Origin of the sequence: Rathayibacter sp. AY1B5, from assembly GCF_002932795.1 — a bacterium.
Classification (GTDB): Bacteria; Actinomycetota; Actinomycetes; order Actinomycetales; family Microbacteriaceae; genus Rathayibacter.
Window position 1 is genome coordinate 1 of sequence record NZ_PSWM01000013.1, and the last position, 18,016, is coordinate 18,016.

Genomic DNA, 18,016 nt, shown 5'->3' on the forward strand with positions numbered 1-18,016 from the left:
CCCCCCGCCCCCTCGCCTCCGGGCTGATCGCGCTCGTCGCGACCGGTGCCCTGCTCTTCGGCGCGACCCCGGCCCTCGCCGCGGAGAACCCGCAGAAGCCCCTCTCCTCCTCCGAGGAGGCGCCGGCCGGCCTCGCCCCCGCGAGCGAGTCGCCCGAGGCCGCCCAGCAGACCGCCCGCGCGGCCGTCAGCTACTACAACGCCCTCGTCGGCGGTGAGGAGCTGGCCGCCGGCCAGCGGATCGTCTCGGGCACGAACGGCTACTCGTTCCGGATGCAGACCGACGGCAACGCCGTGGTCTACGACCCGCAGGGCCGCCCCACGTTCGCCACGAACACCCAGGGCCGCGGCGACCACCTGGTGATGCAGACCGACGGCAACATGGTCGTCTACTCCGCCAAGGGCGGCCCCGTGTGGAGCACCAACACGATCAACGAGGCGGGCGCCTCCGTGATCATGCAGCCCGACGGCAACCTCGTCGTCTACCGCGAGAACGGCTCGCCCGCCTGGGCGAGCAGCGTCCGCCGCGTCATCGCCGAGCCGGTGACCGACACGCTGTTCACGGAGCAGACCCTCCGCCCCGTCCACCAGCTCACCTCCGCCGACGGCCGCTTCAGCGCCGTCATGCAGAACGACGGCAACTTCGTCGGCTACGGCCCCCAGGGCGCCGTCTGGGGCACCGGCACCGGCGGCTCCGGCAACCGCATCACCATGCAGAAGGACGGCAACGCCGTCATCTACGGCTCCGACGGCTCCGTCAAGTGGTTCTCGGGCACGCGCGGCAAGGACCTCCGCCTGGGCATCAACAACGCCGGCTCGCTGATCATCGTGAACTCGTCCGACGACGTGATCTGGACCAGCCAGGCCGCCTTCCCCTCGACCACGCTCTACGCGGCGAACTCGCTCGAGGCGGGCAGCTTCCTCCGCTCCGCGAACGGCGTCTACCGGGCGGTGATGCAGGCGGACGGCAATTTCGTCGTCTACGGCAAGAACGGCCCGATCTGGGCGTCGAAGACCACCCGCGCCGGCGGCTTCTTCGCCATCGACACCAGCGGGCAGATCGCCGTGGGCACCGAGACGACGAGCGGATGGTCGGTCGTCCCGCCCGCCGCGTCGGTCGGCCCGTACAAGCTCGTCATGCAGGACGACGGCAACCTCGTCGAGTACGACAGCCGCCGCGCGGTCTGGGCCAGCCGCGGCTGACGCCCGTCCGCCACGACGCCCCCTGGTCCCCGGACCGGGGGGCGTCGTGGTCTCCCCCGCCGTGGGACGATCCCCCCGACCCCGCCGCCCTCCTCGACAGGACCCCTGCGATGACGCACCTCCCCTCCGGCCGCTCCCTGGCCGTCTCCCTCGCGGCGATCGCCGCCACAGGCGCCCTCCTGCTGGGGTCGCTGTCCGCCTCCGCGCTCGAGGTCCCGCCCTCGGCGCCCTCCGCCGTCGCCTCCGCCGCGGTCCTCCGCGCCGGCGAGCAGCTCGCGCGCGGCGAGCGCCTGGTGTCCCCCGACGGCGCCTCCTCCCTCGTGATGCAGAACGACGGCAACGCCGTGGTCTACGCCGCCGGCGGCCGTCCCACCTGGGCGTCGGGCACGCAGGGGCGCGGCGACAGCCTGCGGATGCAGGACGACGGCAACCTCGTCGTGTACGCCGCGGACGGGCGCCCCGTCTGGGCGAGCGGCACGGTGGCCGACCCGGGCGGCGAGCTGCGGATGCAGGACGACGGCAATCTCGTGATCTACCGCCGCAGCGGCTCGGCCGCCTGGGCCAGCAGCATCGGCGGGCGGATCGACGAGCCGCGCACCGACACCCTCCGCCGCGGGAGCACCCTCTACGCGGGGAACCGGCTCGCCACCCAGGGAGGCACCACGGCGGTGATGCAGGCGGACGGCAACCTCGTCGTCTACGGGCAGGGCGGAGCTCTCTGGGCGAGCGGCACCCGCGGCCGGGGCAACGTCCTCCGGATGCAGGACGACGGGAACGCCGTGGTCTACGCCGCGGACGGCGCACCCCTGTGGGCCTCGGACACGTCCGGCGAGCCGGGCGCCACGATGGTCCTCCGCGAGGGCGATCTCCGGATCGCGGACGACTTCGGCGTCCTCTGGAGCAGTGCTGCGCTCGTCGTGCGCGACTCGCTCTCCCCGAGCGGCCTCGTCGTCGCGGGCTCGCGGCTGACCTCGGCGAGCGGGCAGTGGCGGGCCGAGATGCAGCGCGACGGCAACTTCGTCGTCTACGGGCCGAACGGCGCGGACTGGGCGACGAACACCTCCTCCGCCTCCGGTGCCGCCTTCTCGATGAGCTCCGAGGGCCGGCTCGACGTGGCCGACTCCCGGATCCTCTGGCTGCGGTTCCCGAGGATCTCGTTCGGCATCGGCCAGAGCGGCGTCGCCCTGCCCTACCGCCTGGTGCTGCAGAACGACGGCCGCCTCGTCGAGTACGACGGCCTCGGACGGGCCGTCTGGGCCAGCCGGGGCTGACGCGCGACGCATGATGGAGGGGTGAGCGACCCCGGCGACTTCATCCGCTCGGCCCTGGAGTACGAGGGCGACGTCTGGCGCGCGCAGGACGTGCGCGAGCGCCTGGGCGCGGGGCTGGACTCGACGGGAGCCTCCGTCGGGGCGGTCCGCGGCACCGTCCGCGACGCGCTGAGGAAGTTCCGCTCGCTCGAGCACGACGACCTGACCGCCCTCTCCTCCGAGCTCTGGGAGACGGCGGTGTTCGAGCCGCGGCTGGCGGCCGTCGTGCTGCTGCAGTCGCGGGCCGAGTGGCTGCGAGGCTCCGACCTCACCCGGCTCGAGGGCTTCGTCCGCGACTCCCGCGTGGACGAGCTGAGCGACCCGCTGGCCCGCGACGTCGTCGCTCCGCTCCTGGCCGGGCTGCGCGGTGCGGCGCGGACCCGGGCGGACGCGGTACTCGACCGCTGGGAGGCGGAGGGCGGGCGCCTGGCGCGCGCGGCCTCCCTGGCGCGGGCGCCAGCCCGGTCGGACCGCGGCTGAGGGCCCCTCGACCCGATCGCCCTCGCGGAGCCGGACCCCTGCTCAGGCGGCCCCGTGCTCCTGGATCGCCGTGCCGTCCGCCACCCGGATCCGCGTGTCGAACACCAGGCCGGGATCGACGCGGTGCGCGATCAGGACCACCGTCCGCCCCTCGGCGGCGCGGAGCAGATCCGCGAGCAGCGCATCGGCCACGGGAGCGTCCACCGACGCCGTCGGCTCGTCCAGCACCAGCACGCGGAAGTCGGCCAGGAGTGCGCGCGCGAGCGCGATCCGCTGCGCCTGGCCGCCCGAGACGAGCGTGCCCCGCTCCCCCACCCGCGCGTCGAGACCGCCCCGCGCAGCGGCCCAGGGCCCGAGCCCGACCCGCTCCAGCACCGCCTCGAGCACGGCGTCGGCGGCGTCGGGCCGTGCGAAGAGGAGGTTCTGCCGGATCGTGTCGTCGAAGAGGTACGGCTGCTGCTCCACGAGCCCGACCCGCTTCCGCACTTCCGCCTGCGGCAGCGTGCGCGCCTCGACTCCGCCCAGCACGTAGCTGCCGGTGTGGTCGAGGAAGCGCACCAGAGCGTGCGCGAGCGTGGTCTTCCCGGAGCCGCTGCCGCCGGTGACGAGCACGCGGGAACCCTCCAGCAGGTCGAGCGAGACGCCGCTGAGCGCCGGCGAGTGCGCACCGGGCCAGCTCACCGACAGGTCGCGCAGGACGATGCCGGCACCCCGGGGGGCCGGCGCGTGCGGGTCCACCTCCGCATCGGTCGCGAGCGCCGGCGACGCCGCCTCCGCGTCCAGGTCGGCCAGGCGCTGAGCGCTCGAGAGCGCGGTGCGCGCCGCCTGCACGGCGAGCGGCGCGGCGGCGGCGACCTCGAAGACCGCGAGCGGCACGAGCGCGACGACTCCGAGGGCCGGACCGCCGAGGTCGCCGATCGCCGGGATCCCCAGCGCGAGGCCCGCCCAGACCGCACCGCCCGAGCAGAGGGCGAGGACGGCCGCGGCCAGTCCGGCGGACGCGGCCCGTCGTCGCGCCGCCCGGGCGAGCGACTCCTCCGCGCGCGCGACGTCCGCCAGAGCGTCACCGGCCGCATCGAAGGCGATGAGCACGTCGAGGCGGGTGACCAGCAGGTTCAGGCGCTCGGCGAGCTCCCCGCGCAGCGGCGCCAGCTCGCGGTCCGCCTGCGCGGAGAGCCGGCCGGCGCCCAGCGCCCCGCCGGCGAAGGCGAGGACGAGCAGCGCCAGCAGCACGGCGCCCATCGCCGGCAGCAGCAGCCAGACGCCGACCACGGAGACCGTCGCGACCAGCGCCGCGACGATCAGCGGCTGCACGACGCGAAGCGGCACGTCCTGCTGGGCGTCGACGTCCGACACCACCCGTGAGATCAGATCGCCGCGGCGCACGCGGCCCAGCCCGTCCGGCGCGACCGGCACCAGGCGCCCGTAGACGCCCGCCCGGAGCTCTGCGAGCGCGCGGAAGGCGGCGTCGTGGCCGGTCAGCCGCTCGAGGTAGCGGAAGAAGGCCCGCGCCAGTGCGAAGGCCCGCACGCCCACGACGGCCATCGAGAGGAACAGGATCGGCGGCTGCTCGGCCGCGCGGACGATCAGCCAGGCCGAGCAGGCCAGCAGCGCCACGACGGAGGCGGAGGAGAGCAGCCCGAACGACAGGCCCGGCAGGAAGCGGCGCGGCCCCGGCATCGCGGCGCGGAGGACGTCGGAGCGGTTCACCTCGCGACCACCCCCGACGGCGCCAGGGCGATCACGGCGTCGGCCGCCGCGACGGTCGCGGGCCGGTGGCTGGCGATGACCACGATCGTCCCGCTCTCCGCCAGCGTCCTGAGCCCGGCGAGCAGGGCCCGCTCCGACTCCTCGTCGAGGGCGGCGGTCGGCTCGTCCAGGGCCAGCACGGCGCACTCGCGCTCGAGCAGGCGGTGCACGGCGCGGGCGACGGCGACACGGGCGCTCTGCCCGCCCGAGAGGCCTGTCCCCTCGGCGTCGAGCCGGCGCTCGGGGTCGACGTCGGCCGCGGCGATCGCCAGGGCCCGCCGCACGCGCTCGGGGTCCGGCGAGAGCGCTCCGAGCCCGACCGCGGACGCGACGCTCCCCGCGAGCAGGTCGGGCCGCTGGCCCGCCCAGGCGAGCGTCGACCGCAGATCCGCGACCGGCGACCCGCCGAGCAGCAGCGTGCCCGAGAAGGGCACGAAGCCCGCGAGCGCGGCGAGCAGCGTCGACTTCCCGGATCCGCTGGGCCCGGTCACCACGGTGATCGACCCGACGGGGAGCACCGCGTCGACAGGAGCGAGCGTCCGCCCGCGTCCGTCGTCGACCGCGAGTCCCCGCAGCTCGAGCGCCCCTCTCGCCGCCGGGGCCTTCCCGCGAGGGGGCAGGGCCGCCGCGCGCTCGAGGACGGCGAAGGCGCGGTCCGCCGCCTGCACCCCGTCGGCCGCCGCGTGGAACTCGGCACCGACCTGGCGCACCGGCAGGAACACGTCGGGCGCCAGCACCAGGACGAACAGCCCGACGGCCAGCCCCAGCGAGCCGTCGACGAGCCGCAGCCCGATCGAGACGGCGACCAGTGCGACCGAGAGCGAGCCGGCGAGCTCGAGCACGAAACCGCTGACGAAGGTCACCCGCAGCACCTTCATCGTGTGCACGCGGTAGTCCTCGGTCAGCGCGCGGATCCGCGTCGCCTGCCGCTCGGCCCGCCCGAAGATCTTGAGGGTCGCGAGGCCGCCGACGGTGTCGACGAAGCCGGACGCGAGGGCCTGCAGCCGCTCCCACTGCCGCGCCTGCACGGCCTGCGTCGCCCAGCCGATCAGCACCATGAAGACCGGGATGAGCGGCAGGGTCACCACCAGGAACAGCGCGCTGAGCGGATCGGCGAGGAAGACCGCGAGCGTCAGGAGCGGCGTCGCCACCGCGGTGGCGATCAGCTGCGGGAGGTAGCGGGCGAAGTAGCCGTCGAGGGCGTCCAGACCGCCGCCCAGCAGCGCGACGACCCCGCCCGAGCCGCCCTCGGAGCGGCCCGCCGGGCCGAGCTCGACCAGCGCGGCGAGGACCGCCTGCCGCAGCTGGGCCTTCGCTCCTGCTCCGTGGCGCACCGCGTTCACCTCGGTCGCCCAGGCGAGACCCGCCCGCACCGCGACGACCGCGAGCAGGGCGGCCAGCAGCGGCGCGAGGTCGTCGGCGCTCCTTGCGTCCACCGCACCGGCCACCAGCTGCGCCACCAGCCACGCGAAGGCGACGATCGCGAGAGTCCTGGCCAGCGCGAGCGCCCCGCCGAGCAGGAGGAACACGCGGGCCGCCCGGGCGTAGCGGAGCAGGCGCGGATCGAGGGGCTTCACGTCAGTGGGCGTCGACTGGGATGTGCGCGCGGCTGATGCGCTTGCGGAAGATCCAGTAGGTCCAGGCCTGGTAGCCGACGATGAGCGGCACGAACACCAGCGCGGTCCAGCTCATGACGGTCAGCGTATAGGGCGTGCTGGAGGCGTTCTCGATCGTCAGCCCGTAGGCGGGGACGTTCGAGGCGGGCATCACCGCGGGGAACAGCGTCGCGAAGAGGGCGAGCACGGCCAGCGCTGTGGTGCCGGCCAGCAGCGCGAAGGCGCGTCCCTCCCGGCCCCGCGTGAGGGCGAGCCAGCCGCCGACGAGGGTGGCGGCCGCCCCCGCCGAGAGCGCCCAGGAGGCGGTGCTCCCCTGGCCGAGGTTGGTCCAGGCCAGGAAGACCGCGGCGACGACCACGGTGAGCAGCCCCGCGCGGGTCGCCAGGCGGCGCGCCCGCTCGCGGATCTCCCCCTCCGTCTTCAGCGCGACGAAGACGACTCCGTGCGTGAAGAAGAGCAGGAGGGTCGTCGCTCCGCCCAGGAGCGCGTAGGGGTTCAGCAGGTCCAGGACGGTGCCGATGTAGTTGTGGTCGGCGTCCATCGGGACGCCCTGCACGATGTTCGCGAAGGCCACGCCCCAGAGGAAGGCGGGCACCGCGGAGCCGACGACGATCATCGTGTCGAAGCGCCGCTTCCACTGCGCCTCCGGACGCTGGTGCCGGTACTCGAACGAGACACCGCGGGCGATCAGCGCGAGCAGGATGAGCAGCAGCGGCAGGTAGAACCCGCTGAAGAGCGTGGCGTACCACTCCGGGAACGCGGCGAACAGGGCGGCGCCGGCGACGATCACCCACGTCTCGTTGAGGTCCCACACCGGGCCGATCGTGTTGATCAGCACGCGGCGGTCGGTGTCGTCGCGCCCGAGGAAGGGGAGCGACATGCCGACGCCGAAGTCGAACCCGTCGAGGACGAAGTAGCCGATGAAGAAGAACGCGACGATCCAGAACCAGAGAACGGCGAGATCCATGGAGGTGCCTCCTAGTAGACGGTGCCGACGAGCTGCGGGCGACCGCTCTCCTCGTCGACCTCGGGAGCGTCGTCGGGGCCGGCCTGCGCGGCCCGCTTGATCAGGCGGAACTCGACCACGGCGAGAGTGCCGTAGATCGCGGTGAAGGCGAGCAGCGAGATCAGGACTTCGACGCCGCTCACTCCGGGCGAGACTCCGTCGGCGGTCTTCAGCAGCCCGAACACGAGCCACGGCTGGCGGCCCATCTCGGTGAAGACCCAGCCCACGATCATCGCCATCAGGGGCAGCGGGGCGGCCCAGATCGCGACCTTCCACATCCACTGCTTCGGCTCGCGGCCCTTCCGGGTGAACCACAGACCCGCCGCGGCGACCCCGATGGCGAGGACGCCGAGCGCCATCATCCAGCGGAACGACCAGTACGTGACCCAGATGATCGGCGTGTAGTCGCCGGGTCCGTAGACCCGGGTGTACTGCGCCTGGAGGTCGTCGATGCCCTCGACCGTGCCGGTGAAGGTGTGCGTCGAGAGGAACGAGAGCAGGTAGGGGATGCGGATCGAGAACAGCTCGCTCGAACCGTCCGGCGTTCCCCAGGTGAAGACGGAGAAGGAGGCGTCGACGCCCGTGGAGGTCCGGTAGAGCGCCTCCGCGGCCGCCATCTTCATCGGCTGCGTGTCGACCATCGCCAGGCCGAGCGAGTCTCCGGTGAACAGGGTCAGGCCGCCGCTGACGAGCATCATCCAGGCGCCGAATCTCAGGGCCGGACGCATGGTCTCGAGGTGCTGGTTCCGCGAGAGGTGGTAGGCCGCGACGCTGATGATCACGGCCGCGGAGACCATGAAGCAGGCGAAGATCGTGTGCGGGAAGGCGGCGAGCGCGACCTTGTTGGTCAGGAGCGCCCAGATGTCGGTGAGCTCCGCACGGCCCTTGGTCTCGTTGATGCGGAAGCCGACCGGGTTCTGCATGAACGCGTTCGCCGCGATGATGAAGTAGGCCGAGAGCGTGGTGCCCAGCGTGGTCAGCCAGATGGTGGCCAGGTGCAGCTTCTCGGGGAGCTTGTCCCAGCCGAAGATCCAGAGGCCGATGAAGGTGGCCTCGAGGAAGAAGGCGAGCAGGCCCTCGAACGCGAGGGGCGCCCCGAAGACGTCGCCGACGAAGCGGGAGTAGTCGCTCCAGTTCATCCCGAACTGGAACTCCTGGACGATCCCCGTCACGACGCCCATCGCGAAGTTGATCAGGAAGAGCTTCCCGAAGAACTTCGTCAGCTGCAGGTAGTGCACCTTCCCGGTGCGCACCCAGCAGGTCTGGAAGATCGCGACGGTGAGCGCCATGCCGATCGTGAGCGGCACGAACAGGAAGTGGTAGATCGTCGTCAGACCGAACTGCCATCTCGACAGCAGGAGCGGATCCAGGAGTTCGTTCACAGCTCCGAGAGTAGGTCGGCGGGAGAGGTCCGACGGCCTCCGATCCCAGTACTGGGGCGGATGTGCGGCCTTCCACGAGCTCCTGACGACACCCTTTCCGGGGTGGCCCCGGGAGCCCCGCCGAGCACTCCCACCGACCGGTCGCTCGACGTCGAGACGGACCCTCTCGACGTCGAGGGAGTCTTCCGTGCGGCGACTGCCGAGCAGGGCTCGCCTCCGTCGGACGTGCTGCCGCCGATTTCTCGACGCCGAGCGATCGGGCGGACGGCGACCCGCTGAGGGATCGTCTCACCCACCTTCAGTGGATTCTCAGTCGCACATCCGCGAGATCGGCGGTGGGAATCCGTTCAGGGCGCGCCGTCGGCGACGGACACACCCGCAGCAGGCGCTCGAGGAGGCCCGTGCGGAGGCGCCGCCGGTGGGCGACCCGCGGTCAGCCCGCGTCGACGCGCGAGCGGGAGCCGGAGAACCAGGCGGGCGCCTGGAAGCCGTACTTCAGGACGGGCAGATCGCGCGTGAGGCGCCAGTAGCCCAGCGCCGCCGCGACGCCGGACCCGCAGACCAGGAGCGGCACGACCGGCCCGATGACGTCGAGCCAGCGCTGTCCCTGGAAGAGCAGCAGGGCGCTCGTGGCGAGCGAGACGAAGAGGACGTGCACCACGTACACCGGGAGCGTGTTGCGACCGATGAAGGTGATCCAGCCCGCGCCGCGCCGGTTCGAGAGGAAGCGGGCGACCACGAGCCCGGCGAGGACCGCCAGCACGCTCACCACGACCAGCCCGATCGTCAGCAGCGGGAAGCGGACGCGGGCGGCGAGGATCACGCCGGCGAGCACGAGGAAGAGCACGCCGAAGCCGAGTCCGCTGACGATCCCGCGGCGCTCCACGAACGCGATCACCGCGTTCCGCAGGTACAGGCCGAGCAGGAAGAACATCAGGTAGCGGGCCATGCCGTCCCAGGCGATGTTCCCGGTGCCCTCGGAGGTGCTGGAGCGGACGGCGTACCAGACCACGGCGATCGCAGTCGCGATGCCGATCTGCACTCGCCAGTCGATCCGGCCCTGCGCGAGCTTGGCGGCCACGAAGAAGATCGTGAGGGCGTAGAGGAACCAGAGCCCGTTGTGCGGCATCACCGGCTGGAGGAGCAGCGCCAGCGGGTCGGACTCGTCGGTACCGCCCGGGTTGGGCACCACCAGGAAGAAGAGGAACCGCACCACGGACCAGAGCAGGAAGGCCCAGACCAGCAGGCTCAGCCGCGAGCGCCAGAGCTCCGACCACGACCGGGTGAGCACCGAACCGGCGAACAGCCCCGAGGCGAGGAAGAACAGTGGCATCCGGAAGGTGATGAGGAGCAGGTTGATGTCGTTCCACGAGTCGGGGGCGATCCCGGCGGTCGTGGTCCACTGCACGGAGTGGGCCAGGGCGACCAGGATGATCGCGATGCCCTTCGCCGTGTCCACCCAGGTGATGCGTGCGCGTGCCATGAGTCCTCGTCGTGATCGTCCATCGGAAGTCGGCCGGCGGCGACGATGACGATGGCGATGTGCAAGTGTGGCACGGCTGTGCATCCTCTGTGACGTTCTGGACGGATCCGATCTCGGCGATCCGGTGACGCGGAGACGGCCATCGGGTGCTCCGATCCTCGGCCGGCCTCCTCGTGCACGACGCGCGCCCGCCGATGCCCGAAGATCGAGCCATGACTCGAGCGACGACCTCCGGCTCCGCGCCCGGCCCCCGCCGCATCCGCCTCCGCCTCCTGGTCGCGCTGCTGGTGCTCGCGCTGATCCTCGCCGGCGCAGGCATTGCCCTCTCGCTCGCCTCCCGGAGCGGTAGCGCGGGCGCCCCGGCCGCGGGCTCCCCCGAGCCCGGACCGACCTCCTCCGTCGACATGGCCGAGCGCGTCGCCGGTCTCGAGAAGCGCTTCGCCGCCGGGTTCCCGCAGCACAGCATCGTCCTCACGGGCAGCTCCACGATCGGCCGCTGGACGACCTCCAAGGAGGACCTGCGCCCGCTCGAGACCTACAACATCGGGATCGGCGGCACGACGGTCGCCGACCACCTCGCGTGGCTGGACCGCATGGTCGCCCCCTTCGATCCCCGCGCCGTGATCGTGTACGTGGGAGCGAACGACATCAGTGGCGAGGAGGGCTCGCGGACCGGCGCGCAGACCGCCGACTCGGTCGTCGAGTACCTCCAGCGCGTCGAGGAGGTCGCCCCCGACGCCGAGCTGTTCTACGTCGAGATCGCGGAGACGCCCGCCCGCGCCTCCGTCGGCGCCGAGGTCCGCGCCGCGAACACCGCGGTCAGCGCCTACGCCGAGACGGACGACCGCGTCACCTTCGTCCCCACCGCCGACGCGCTCGTCACCTCCGACGGCGCGGTCGACCCCTCCCTCTTCGTCGACGACGGCCTGCACTTCGACGAGGCCGGCTACGCCCGGTTCTCAGAGGCGGTCCGCGCGGTGGTCCTGCCCGCTCTGGAGTGAGCAGGCGGACCGCCGTACTGCGGCCCGCTCCGCGTGAGCGGTCCGGGGACACCGCGCCCGGAGCCCCCAGTGTTGACCCTGAAGGGGGACACGGCCACTCCCTCGCGCGCGCCTATCCTGGCCCCGCGTCATCGCCGACAGCGCCCTCTGCACCGCCGCAGACCGCCGCTCGCTCAGCAGCGCCGACCGTCTCGGAGTCACCGATGCCCCGCTCGAGGATCCGCCCCCGTGGTCTCGCCCTGCTCGCCGTCCTGGCGGTCACGGCCGCCGCGCTCGTCGCCGGGCCCGCGGCTCCGGCGTCCGCCGCTCCCGTCGTCCCCGCCGGCTTCACCGACTCGCGGGTGGCGGCCGTCCCCGCACCGACAGCCCTCGCCTTCACGACCGACGGGCGCACCCTCGTCTCCTCGCAGACCGGCGCGATCCGGGTGATCCGCGGAGGCAGCCTGGTCCCCACCCCGGCCCTCGACCTGCGCTCGAAGATCTGCGCCAACGGCGAGCGCGGTGTGCTCGGCCTCGCGGTCGACCCGGCGCCGGGATCCCGGACCGTCGTCGTCTACTACACCGCGAAGGGCTCCGACTCCTCGTGCCCGACCAACGCCGGCGGCACGGTGAATCCCGCGGGAGCTCCGCGCAATCGCGTCTCCTCGTTCCAGCTCGGCACCGACGACCGCATCGACCCGGCCTCCGAGCGCGTCCTCCTCGACGGCATCTACTCCCCCGCGAGCAACCACAACGGCGGCGACCTCGCCATCGGCAAGGACGGGCTGCTCTACGTCAGCGTCGGCGACGGCGGCTGCGACTACCGCGGCGGAGTCGGCTCGCCGGGCGGCAGCGGCTGCGGCGGCCGGAACGACGCCGCCCGCGACCCGAACATCCTGAACGGCAAGATCCTCCGGGTCACCCTCACCGGCGGCGTCCCGGCCGGCAACCCGTACCTGGGCACCGGGACCGCCTCCTGCCGACTCGCCCCGGCCGCCGCGGGCGTGCGCTGCCGCGAGACGTTCGCGAGCGGCCTGCGCAATCCGTTCCGGATGGCGTTCGACCCGAACGCGACCGGCACCGTCTTCCGCATCAACGACGTGGGCCAGGACGCCTGGGAGGAGATCGACCAGGGCGTCGCCGGCGCCGACTACGGCTGGAACACCCGCGAGGGCCACTGCGCGAAGACCGGCTCGTCCTCGAACTGCGGAACCGCGGTGCCCGCCGGGCTCACCGACCCCGTCTTCGACTACCCGCACAGCAGCGGCTGCGCCTCGATCACGGGCGGCGCCTACGTCCCCCGCGGCGTCTGGCCGGCCGCCTACGACGGCGCGTACCTCTTCGGCGACTACGTGTGCGGGAAGATCCGGACCCTCGGCCGCACCGGCGCGGCCGGCGACCTGGTGACCGGCCTCGGCGGCAGCAGCGCCGTCGCCATGGCCTTCGGCCCCTCGCGCGGGACCCAGGACCTCTTCTACACGAGCTACGCGAACGGCGGTGAGGTCCGGCGCCTCGCCTACACCGCCGCGGCGAACCGCGCCCCGACCGCGGCCCTCTCCGCCGCCCCCTCCTCCGGTGCGGCTCCTCTCGCCGCGCGGCTGAACGGCTCCGGCAGCAGCGACCCGGAGGGCGGGGCCCTGACCTACCTGTGGTCGTTCGGCGACGGCACCCCCGACCGCATCACGACCGGCCCGACCTTCACCCACAGCTACGCCGCCGGCAGCTGGACCGCGTCCCTCCGCGTCCGCGATCCGAAGGGAGTCGTCTCCGCACCCGCGACGACGAGGATCACCTCGGGAGACAGCGCGCCGACCGTGAGCATCACCGCACCCGCCGACGGAGGGGTGTTCGTCACGGGCCGGAGCTACGGCCTCCGCGCCACGGCGACCGACGCCGAGGACGGGGCCCTGCCCGCCTCGGCGCTCACGTGGACCGTCCAGCGCCGCCACGCGCAGCACACGCACCCCTTCCTCGGCCCGCTGACGGGGAACGACCTCTCCTTCGTCGCCCCCGGCCCGGAGGACCTCGCCGCCGCCGCGGACAGCGACCTCCTGATCAGCGTCACGGCGACGGACTCGAGCGGAGTGTCGACCACGGCGACGCGGACGTTCTCGCCGCAGAAGGTCTCCGTCACCCTGGCCACCGCTCCCGTCGGCCGGACGGTCGTCGTCAACGGCACCGAGGTCGCCGGCGGCACGACGGTCGTCTCGTGGGCGGGCTCGGCACTCCAGCTGGAGGTCCCGGACCAGACCGACGCCTCGGGCACGGCCTACCGGTTCTCCTCCTGGTCCGACGGCGGCGCCGCCTCGCACAGCGTCGTCACTCCCGGGAGCAGCACCACGCTGACGGCGACCCTCGCCGCCACCGGGCTCCCCGGCGCTCCGACCGCGGTCACCGCCACGGCGGGCTCGGACGGCACGGCGACGCTCGCGTGGTCGCCCCCCGCGGGCACCGGGGGCTCGGCGGTCACCGGCTACCGGGTGTCGCGCGACGGGTCCGACACGAGCGGAGCCGGAGCCTGGAGCGCCGTGGTCGCCGCGACCAAGCGGTCGCAGACCTTCACGAAGCTGGTCCCGGGCAGCAGCTACACCCTCTCCGTGCAGGCGGTCACGGCGAACGGCACCGGCCCCGCCGCCTCCGCACGGGTCGCCGTCCCCTGAGCGCTCCACGCCCACCGGCCTCCCGGGCGCAGCCCTGCCGCCGCCCAGCCGTGCGCCCCTACGATCGAGCCATGCCGAGCATCCGGAGCCGCTGTCGGCCCCAGCCCCCGATCGAGTCCGCGGCGGGCGGGGGCGCCCGGTGAACGACACCCTCACCGGGATCCTGGACTTCGTGGTCGGCGTCCCCCCGGTCTGGCGGACGCTCCTCGCCGGGCTCGCGATCTTCTTCGAGACCACGATCCTGGCGGGCCTCGTCGTCCCCGGCGACACGATCGTGATCGTCAGCGCGACCGGCGTCACCAGCCCGCTGCAGTTCGTGGCGCTGGCCGTCACCGTCGTCATCGGCGCGCTCTGCGGCGAGTCCGTCGGCTTCTGGCTCGGCCGCTGGTTCGGGCCGCGGATCCGCGCATCGCGTCTGGGACGCCGACTCGGCGAGAAGAACTGGCTGAAGGCCGAGCGCTACCTCGCACGGCGCGGCGGGTTCGCCGTGTTCCTCTCGCGCTTCCTGCCGGTGCTGCACTCGCTGATCCCGCTGACGGTGGGGATGAGCGGGATGCGCTACCGGACCTTCATGGCCTGGACGATCCCGGCGTGCGTGCTCTGGTCGTCCGCCTACGTCGGCGTCGGCGCCGCGGCGGCCGGCAGCTACCGGGAGCTCTCGGAGAGCCTGCACGGCGCCGGCTACGTCTTCGTGGGGGTCATCGTCGTCTTCGCCCTGCTCGTGCTCCTCGGGAAGAAGCTCCTGAACAGAGCGGAGGCGCGCCACCTCGACGAGTGACGCGCCTCCGGGCGTGGATCCGGGGAGGATCAGTCGACGAGACCCGCCGACTTCAGCCACTCGCCCGCGATCGCGGACGCGGACTTCTGCTCGTTGACGCTCTCGGAGTTGAGGGCGACCAGGTCGTCCGCGGTGAGCTTCGCGCTGACCGCGTTCAGCACCTCGGCCGCGTCGTCCGTGATCTTGCTGGAGACGATCGGCACGACGTTGTCGGCGACGAACAGTCCGTCCGGGTCCTCGAGAGCGACGAGGTCGTTCTTCTGGATGTTCGGGTCGGCCGTGTAGACGTTCGCCAGCTGGATCTGGTCGCTGGTGAGCGCGTCGACGGTGGTCGATCCGCCGCTGTCCTCGATCGCCTGGAAGGTGGTCGTGATGCCGTACTTCGACTGCAGGGTGTCGGGCCCGTAGGGACGCGTCTGCAGCTCGGAGTTGCCGCCGACCACGATCGGGTCGGTGACGTTCTTGAGCGACGCGATGTCGGTCAGGTCCCACTTGTCGGCGAAGGCCTGGGTGACGGTGTAGGAGTTCTGGTCGCTGGCCTCGGCGGCGTCGAGGGCGCGGAGACCGTCGGGCAGCGCGTCGCCGAGCGCGGAGTACACGTCGTCGGCGGTGGTGGCCGTCGCGTCCGGCTCGAGCGCCTGCAGGAGGCTGCCGTCGTACTCCGGGAAGACGTCGATGGATCCGCTCTCGATCTCGGGCAGGTAGATCTCGCGCTGGCCGATGCGCAGCTGGCGGTCGACGGTGAAGCCGTCGTTCTCCAGAGCCTGCGCGTAGATCTCGGCGAGGATCTCGTTCGAGTAGTAGTCCTGCGAGCCGACCACGATGGTCTCGCTGCCCGCAGTCGCACCCGATCCCTCATCGAGCGGATCGCTCGAGGAACACCCTGCCAGTGCCACGACGGCACCGACCGCGAGTGCGCTCAGCGCGACACGGCCCTTCGTGAAATGTGCTGTGAACATTGCTATTTCCCTTCTTCGATGGGGATTCCCACCACCGCGCGTCGTCGGGGCGACGACGTGCGGGAACCTGTGCGGCCGGCGGTGCCGGCCAGGCCGAGCACGACTCCGCGCGGCACGGCGAGCCGCTGGAGGAGGGCGAAGAGGACCTCGCTGAGGAGCGTCAGCACGATCACCAGGATCGAGCCGGCGAGCATCTGCGGGTAGTCCCCCGACTTCACTCCGCGGAAGATGTACTGGCCGAGTCCGCCCGCGCCGATGTAGTCGGCGAGCGTGGCGGTCGCGATGATCTGCAGCGCGGCCGAGCGGAGTCCGCCGATCAGCAGCGGCAGCCCCAGCGGGATCTCGACCTTCGTCAGGATCTGCCACTCGGTCATGCCCATCGAGCGCGCCGCGTCGACCGTGCGGCGGTCGACCGCCTCCAGTCCGGAGTACGCGCCGGCGAGCACCGATGGGATCGCGAGCACGACGAGGGCGATCACCGGAGCGCCGAGTCCGAGCCCGAGGCTCATCGCCGCGAGGACGAGCACGCCCAGCGTCGGCAGGGCTCGCAGACCACCGGCGACGGGCACCGCGATGCCCTTGCCGCGCCCGGTGTGCCCGATCAGGTACCCGATCGGGATAGCGATCGCGGCGGCGATGACGAGCACCAGCAGGCTGATGCCGACGTGCTGGGCGACGCGGGTCGGGATCGCGTAGACCCCGGTCCAGTGCGCGGGATCGGCGATCCAGGCGAAGGCCTCGGCGATGAGGTTCACGACGTCACCGCCCTCTCGACCGCGAGCGGCCTGCGCGAGCGGCGCGTGCGGTCCAGGGCCGTCCAGGGCATGAGGAGACGGCCGATCAGCACCAGCAGCCCGTCGAGCACCAGCGCGAGGACGATCGTGAGGACGATGCCCGTGACGATCTCACCGGTGATGCCGCGCTGGAAGCCGTCGGTGAAGAGCAGGCCGAGGCTCTGGATCCCGAGCACCGCGCCGACCGTCACCAGGCTGACCGTGCTGACCGTGACCACCCGCAGGCCCGAGAGCAGGACCGGACCCGCCAGCGGGAACTCGACCCGCCAGAAGCGCGCCCAGCCCGAGTAGCCCATCGCGGTCGCCGACTGGCGGACGTCGTCCGACACCGCGCCCAGTGCGTCCGAGGTGGTGCGGACCATCAGCGCGACTCCGTAGAGGGTGAGGCCCGTGATCACGTTGGCGGTCGAGCGGAGCGGGATGCCCAGCAGGACCGGCAGCAGGATGAACATGGCCAGCGACGGGATGGCGTAGAGCACGCCGAGCCCCGTCAGCAGGGTTCCGCGGCTCCAGCGGTAGCGGTTCGCGAACCAGCCGAACGGCAGCGAGACGAGGAAGCTGAGCAGGATCGGCGGAACCGACAGGGCCAGGTGCGCCAGCAGGTTCGCGACGATCGCGTCCGTGTTGTTGACGACCCAGTTCACGCGGCGGGGCCGTCCTGCGAGCGCAGCACGCCGGTCGGGCGCCCGTCGCCGTCGACCACGATGCGGGCGCCGTCGCGCTCCTCGATCCGGAGCGAGCGCTTGCCGCGGTCGGCGCCGACGAAGCCGGCGACGAACTCGCTCGCGGGGTTCGCCAGGATCTCGGCGGGCGAGCCCTTCTGCGCGATCCGGCCGCCCTTCTCGAGGATGACGACCTGGTCGCCGAGCAGGAACGCCTCGTCGATGTCGTGGGTGACGAAGACCACGGTCTTGTCGAGCTCGTCCTGGAGCCGCAGGGTCTCGCGCTGCAGGTCGGCGCGCACGAGCGGGTCGACCGCTCCGAACGGCTCGTCCATCAGCAGGATGTTCGGGTCCACCGCGAGGCCGCGCGCCACGCCGACGCGCTGCTGCTGGCCGCCGGAGAGCTGGCTGGGGTACCGGGCGGCGAGCCCGCGGTCCAGTCCGACCGTGTCCATCAGCTCGAGCGCGCGGGAGTGCGCCTGCTTCTTGGCGACCCCGTTCAGCCGCGGCACGGTCGCGATGTTGTCGATGACCTTGCGGTGCGGCAGGAGTCCGGAGTTCTGCATCACGTAGCCGATTCGGCGGCGGAGGGCGACGGCGGGCAGAGAGGAGATGTCCTCGCCGTCGATCTCGATGGTGCCGGACGTCGGCTCGATCATCCGGTTGATCATGCGGAGGATCGTGGTCTTCCCGCAGCCGGAGGAGCCGACGAAGACGGTCGTCTGCCGGGAGGGCAGCACGAGCGAGAAGTCGTCGACCGCCCGGGTGCCGTCCGGGTACTGCTTGCTGACGTTGCGGAACTCGATCACGAGGCCGCCCGCCGTCCGGCGGTGTGCGCGCCGATCTGTCCCTGGTCCACGACTGTGCCCGCTCTCGCTCCGCGCGTCCGGCCGCTGCGCGGCCCGCGGCCCCGAACGGGGCCAGGCGGCAAGGAAAACACCAATAGCAGCCGCCT

The 18,016-nt window shown here is 72.6% G+C and carries 15 protein-coding genes; 6 read left to right on the plus strand and 9 right to left on the minus strand.

The window, feature by feature from the left end:
* From C5D44_RS09655 to C5D44_RS09665, 3 genes are all read left to right on the plus strand, one after another.
* Window positions 1-1,202: hypothetical protein (locus tag C5D44_RS09655; RefSeq protein WP_104281520.1), on the plus strand; the 1,202-nt coding region annotated here is incomplete at its 5' end.
* 110 nt (window positions 1,203-1,312) lie between these two features.
* A complete protein-coding gene (locus C5D44_RS09660; protein WP_104281521.1) occupies window positions 1,313-2,473 on the plus strand; it encodes a hypothetical protein in 1,161 nt (386 codons plus the stop codon).
* Between the two features lie 21 nt (window positions 2,474-2,494).
* Window positions 2,495-2,992 (plus strand): DNA alkylation repair protein, encoded by a 498-nt coding sequence (locus tag C5D44_RS09665; protein ID WP_104281522.1) that lies wholly within the window; start codon window positions 2,495-2,497, stop codon window positions 2,990-2,992.
* Between the two features lie 42 nt (window positions 2,993-3,034).
* Here the strand turns inward: C5D44_RS09665 and cydC are convergent, their stop codons facing one another.
* The 5 genes from cydC to C5D44_RS09690 form a co-directional block, all read right to left on the minus strand.
* Window positions 3,035-4,702 carry a thiol reductant ABC exporter subunit CydC gene (gene cydC, locus C5D44_RS09670; RefSeq protein WP_104281523.1) on the minus strand — a complete coding sequence of 556 codons (1,668 nt, stop codon included), beginning with the start codon at window positions 4,700-4,702 and terminating at the stop codon, window positions 3,035-3,037.
* Complete coding sequence (cydD, locus tag C5D44_RS09675; RefSeq protein ID WP_104281524.1) at window positions 4,699-6,318, minus strand: thiol reductant ABC exporter subunit CydD; 1,620 nt, start codon at window positions 6,316-6,318, stop codon at window positions 4,699-4,701. The genes cydC and cydD overlap by 4 nt, the downstream gene beginning before the upstream one ends.
* Before the next feature lies 1 nt (window position 6,319).
* A complete protein-coding gene (gene cydB, locus C5D44_RS09680) occupies window positions 6,320-7,324 on the minus strand; it encodes a cytochrome d ubiquinol oxidase subunit II (protein ID WP_104281525.1) in 1,005 nt (334 codons plus the stop codon).
* Between the two features lie 11 nt (window positions 7,325-7,335).
* Window positions 7,336-8,745, minus strand: a complete 1,410-nt coding sequence (locus tag C5D44_RS09685; protein WP_104276557.1) for a cytochrome ubiquinol oxidase subunit I — start codon at window positions 8,743-8,745, stop codon at window positions 7,336-7,338.
* Between the two features lie 433 nt (window positions 8,746-9,178).
* Window positions 9,179-10,228, minus strand: coding sequence for an acyltransferase family protein (locus tag C5D44_RS09690; protein WP_181118481.1), 1,050 nt, complete (start codon window positions 10,226-10,228; stop codon window positions 9,179-9,181).
* A gap of 212 nt (window positions 10,229-10,440) precedes the next feature.
* On the opposite strand from C5D44_RS09690, the gene C5D44_RS09695 reads away from it, so the two are divergent.
* The 3 genes from C5D44_RS09695 to C5D44_RS09705 all read left to right on the plus strand — a co-directional run bounded on the left by C5D44_RS09695 (window position 10,441) and on the right by C5D44_RS09705 (window position 14,646).
* Entirely contained in the window at window positions 10,441-11,229 is a 789-nt protein-coding gene (locus C5D44_RS09695) for a GDSL-type esterase/lipase family protein (RefSeq protein WP_181118482.1), read from the plus strand.
* Window positions 11,230-11,432: 203 nt separating this feature from the next.
* On the plus strand, window positions 11,433-13,868 hold the full coding sequence (locus C5D44_RS09700; protein WP_181118483.1) for a PQQ-dependent sugar dehydrogenase: 2,436 nt from the start codon (window positions 11,433-11,435) through the stop codon (window positions 13,866-13,868).
* A 139-nt stretch (window positions 13,869-14,007) separates the two neighbouring features.
* On the plus strand, window positions 14,008-14,646 hold the full coding sequence (locus C5D44_RS09705; protein WP_104276553.1) for a DedA family protein: 639 nt from the start codon (window positions 14,008-14,010) through the stop codon (window positions 14,644-14,646).
* Between the two features lie 29 nt (window positions 14,647-14,675).
* On the opposite strand, the gene C5D44_RS09710 is transcribed toward C5D44_RS09705, so the two are convergent.
* From C5D44_RS09710 to C5D44_RS09725, 4 genes are read right to left on the minus strand one after another with little or no spacing between them, the layout of a single operon-like run.
* A complete protein-coding gene (locus tag C5D44_RS09710) occupies window positions 14,676-15,605 on the minus strand; it encodes an ABC transporter substrate-binding protein (RefSeq protein WP_104223111.1) in 930 nt (309 codons plus the stop codon).
* Between the two features lie 2 nt (window positions 15,606-15,607).
* Window positions 15,608-16,360: an ABC transporter permease gene (locus C5D44_RS09715; protein WP_104276552.1), complete on the minus strand. Its 753-nt coding sequence runs from the start codon at window positions 16,358-16,360 to the stop codon at window positions 15,608-15,610.
* Complete coding sequence (locus tag C5D44_RS09720) at window positions 16,357-17,043, minus strand: ABC transporter permease (RefSeq protein ID WP_104276551.1); 687 nt, start codon at window positions 17,041-17,043, stop codon at window positions 16,357-16,359. Before C5D44_RS09720 ends, C5D44_RS09715 begins: the two co-directional genes overlap by 4 nt.
* Complete coding sequence (locus C5D44_RS09725) at window positions 17,040-17,870, minus strand: ABC transporter ATP-binding protein (RefSeq protein ID WP_104276550.1); 831 nt, start codon at window positions 17,868-17,870, stop codon at window positions 17,040-17,042. Before C5D44_RS09725 ends, C5D44_RS09720 begins: the two co-directional genes overlap by 4 nt.
* Window positions 17,871-18,016: the final 146 nt, after the last annotated feature.

Bases quoted from the DNA above. Each gene is read 5' to 3' on its own strand.
- C5D44_RS09690 (WP_181118481.1), bottom strand. From the start codon at position 10,228: ATGGCACGCGCACGCATCACCTGGGTGGACACGGCGAAGGGCATCGCG.
- C5D44_RS09660 (WP_104281521.1), top strand. From the start codon at position 1,313: ATGACGCACCTCCCCTCCGGCCGCTCCCTGGCCGTCTCCCTCGCGGCG.
- C5D44_RS09700 (WP_181118483.1), top strand. From the start codon at position 11,433: ATGCCCCGCTCGAGGATCCGCCCCCGTGGTCTCGCCCTGCTCGCCGTC.
- C5D44_RS09710 (WP_104223111.1), bottom strand. From the start codon at position 15,605: ATGTTCACAGCACATTTCACGAAGGGCCGTGTCGCGCTGAGCGCACTC.
- C5D44_RS09695 (WP_181118482.1), top strand. From the start codon at position 10,441: ATGACTCGAGCGACGACCTCCGGCTCCGCGCCCGGCCCCCGCCGCATC.
- cydB (WP_104281525.1), bottom strand. From the start codon at position 7,324: ATGGATCTCGCCGTTCTCTGGTTCTGGATCGTCGCGTTCTTCTTCATC.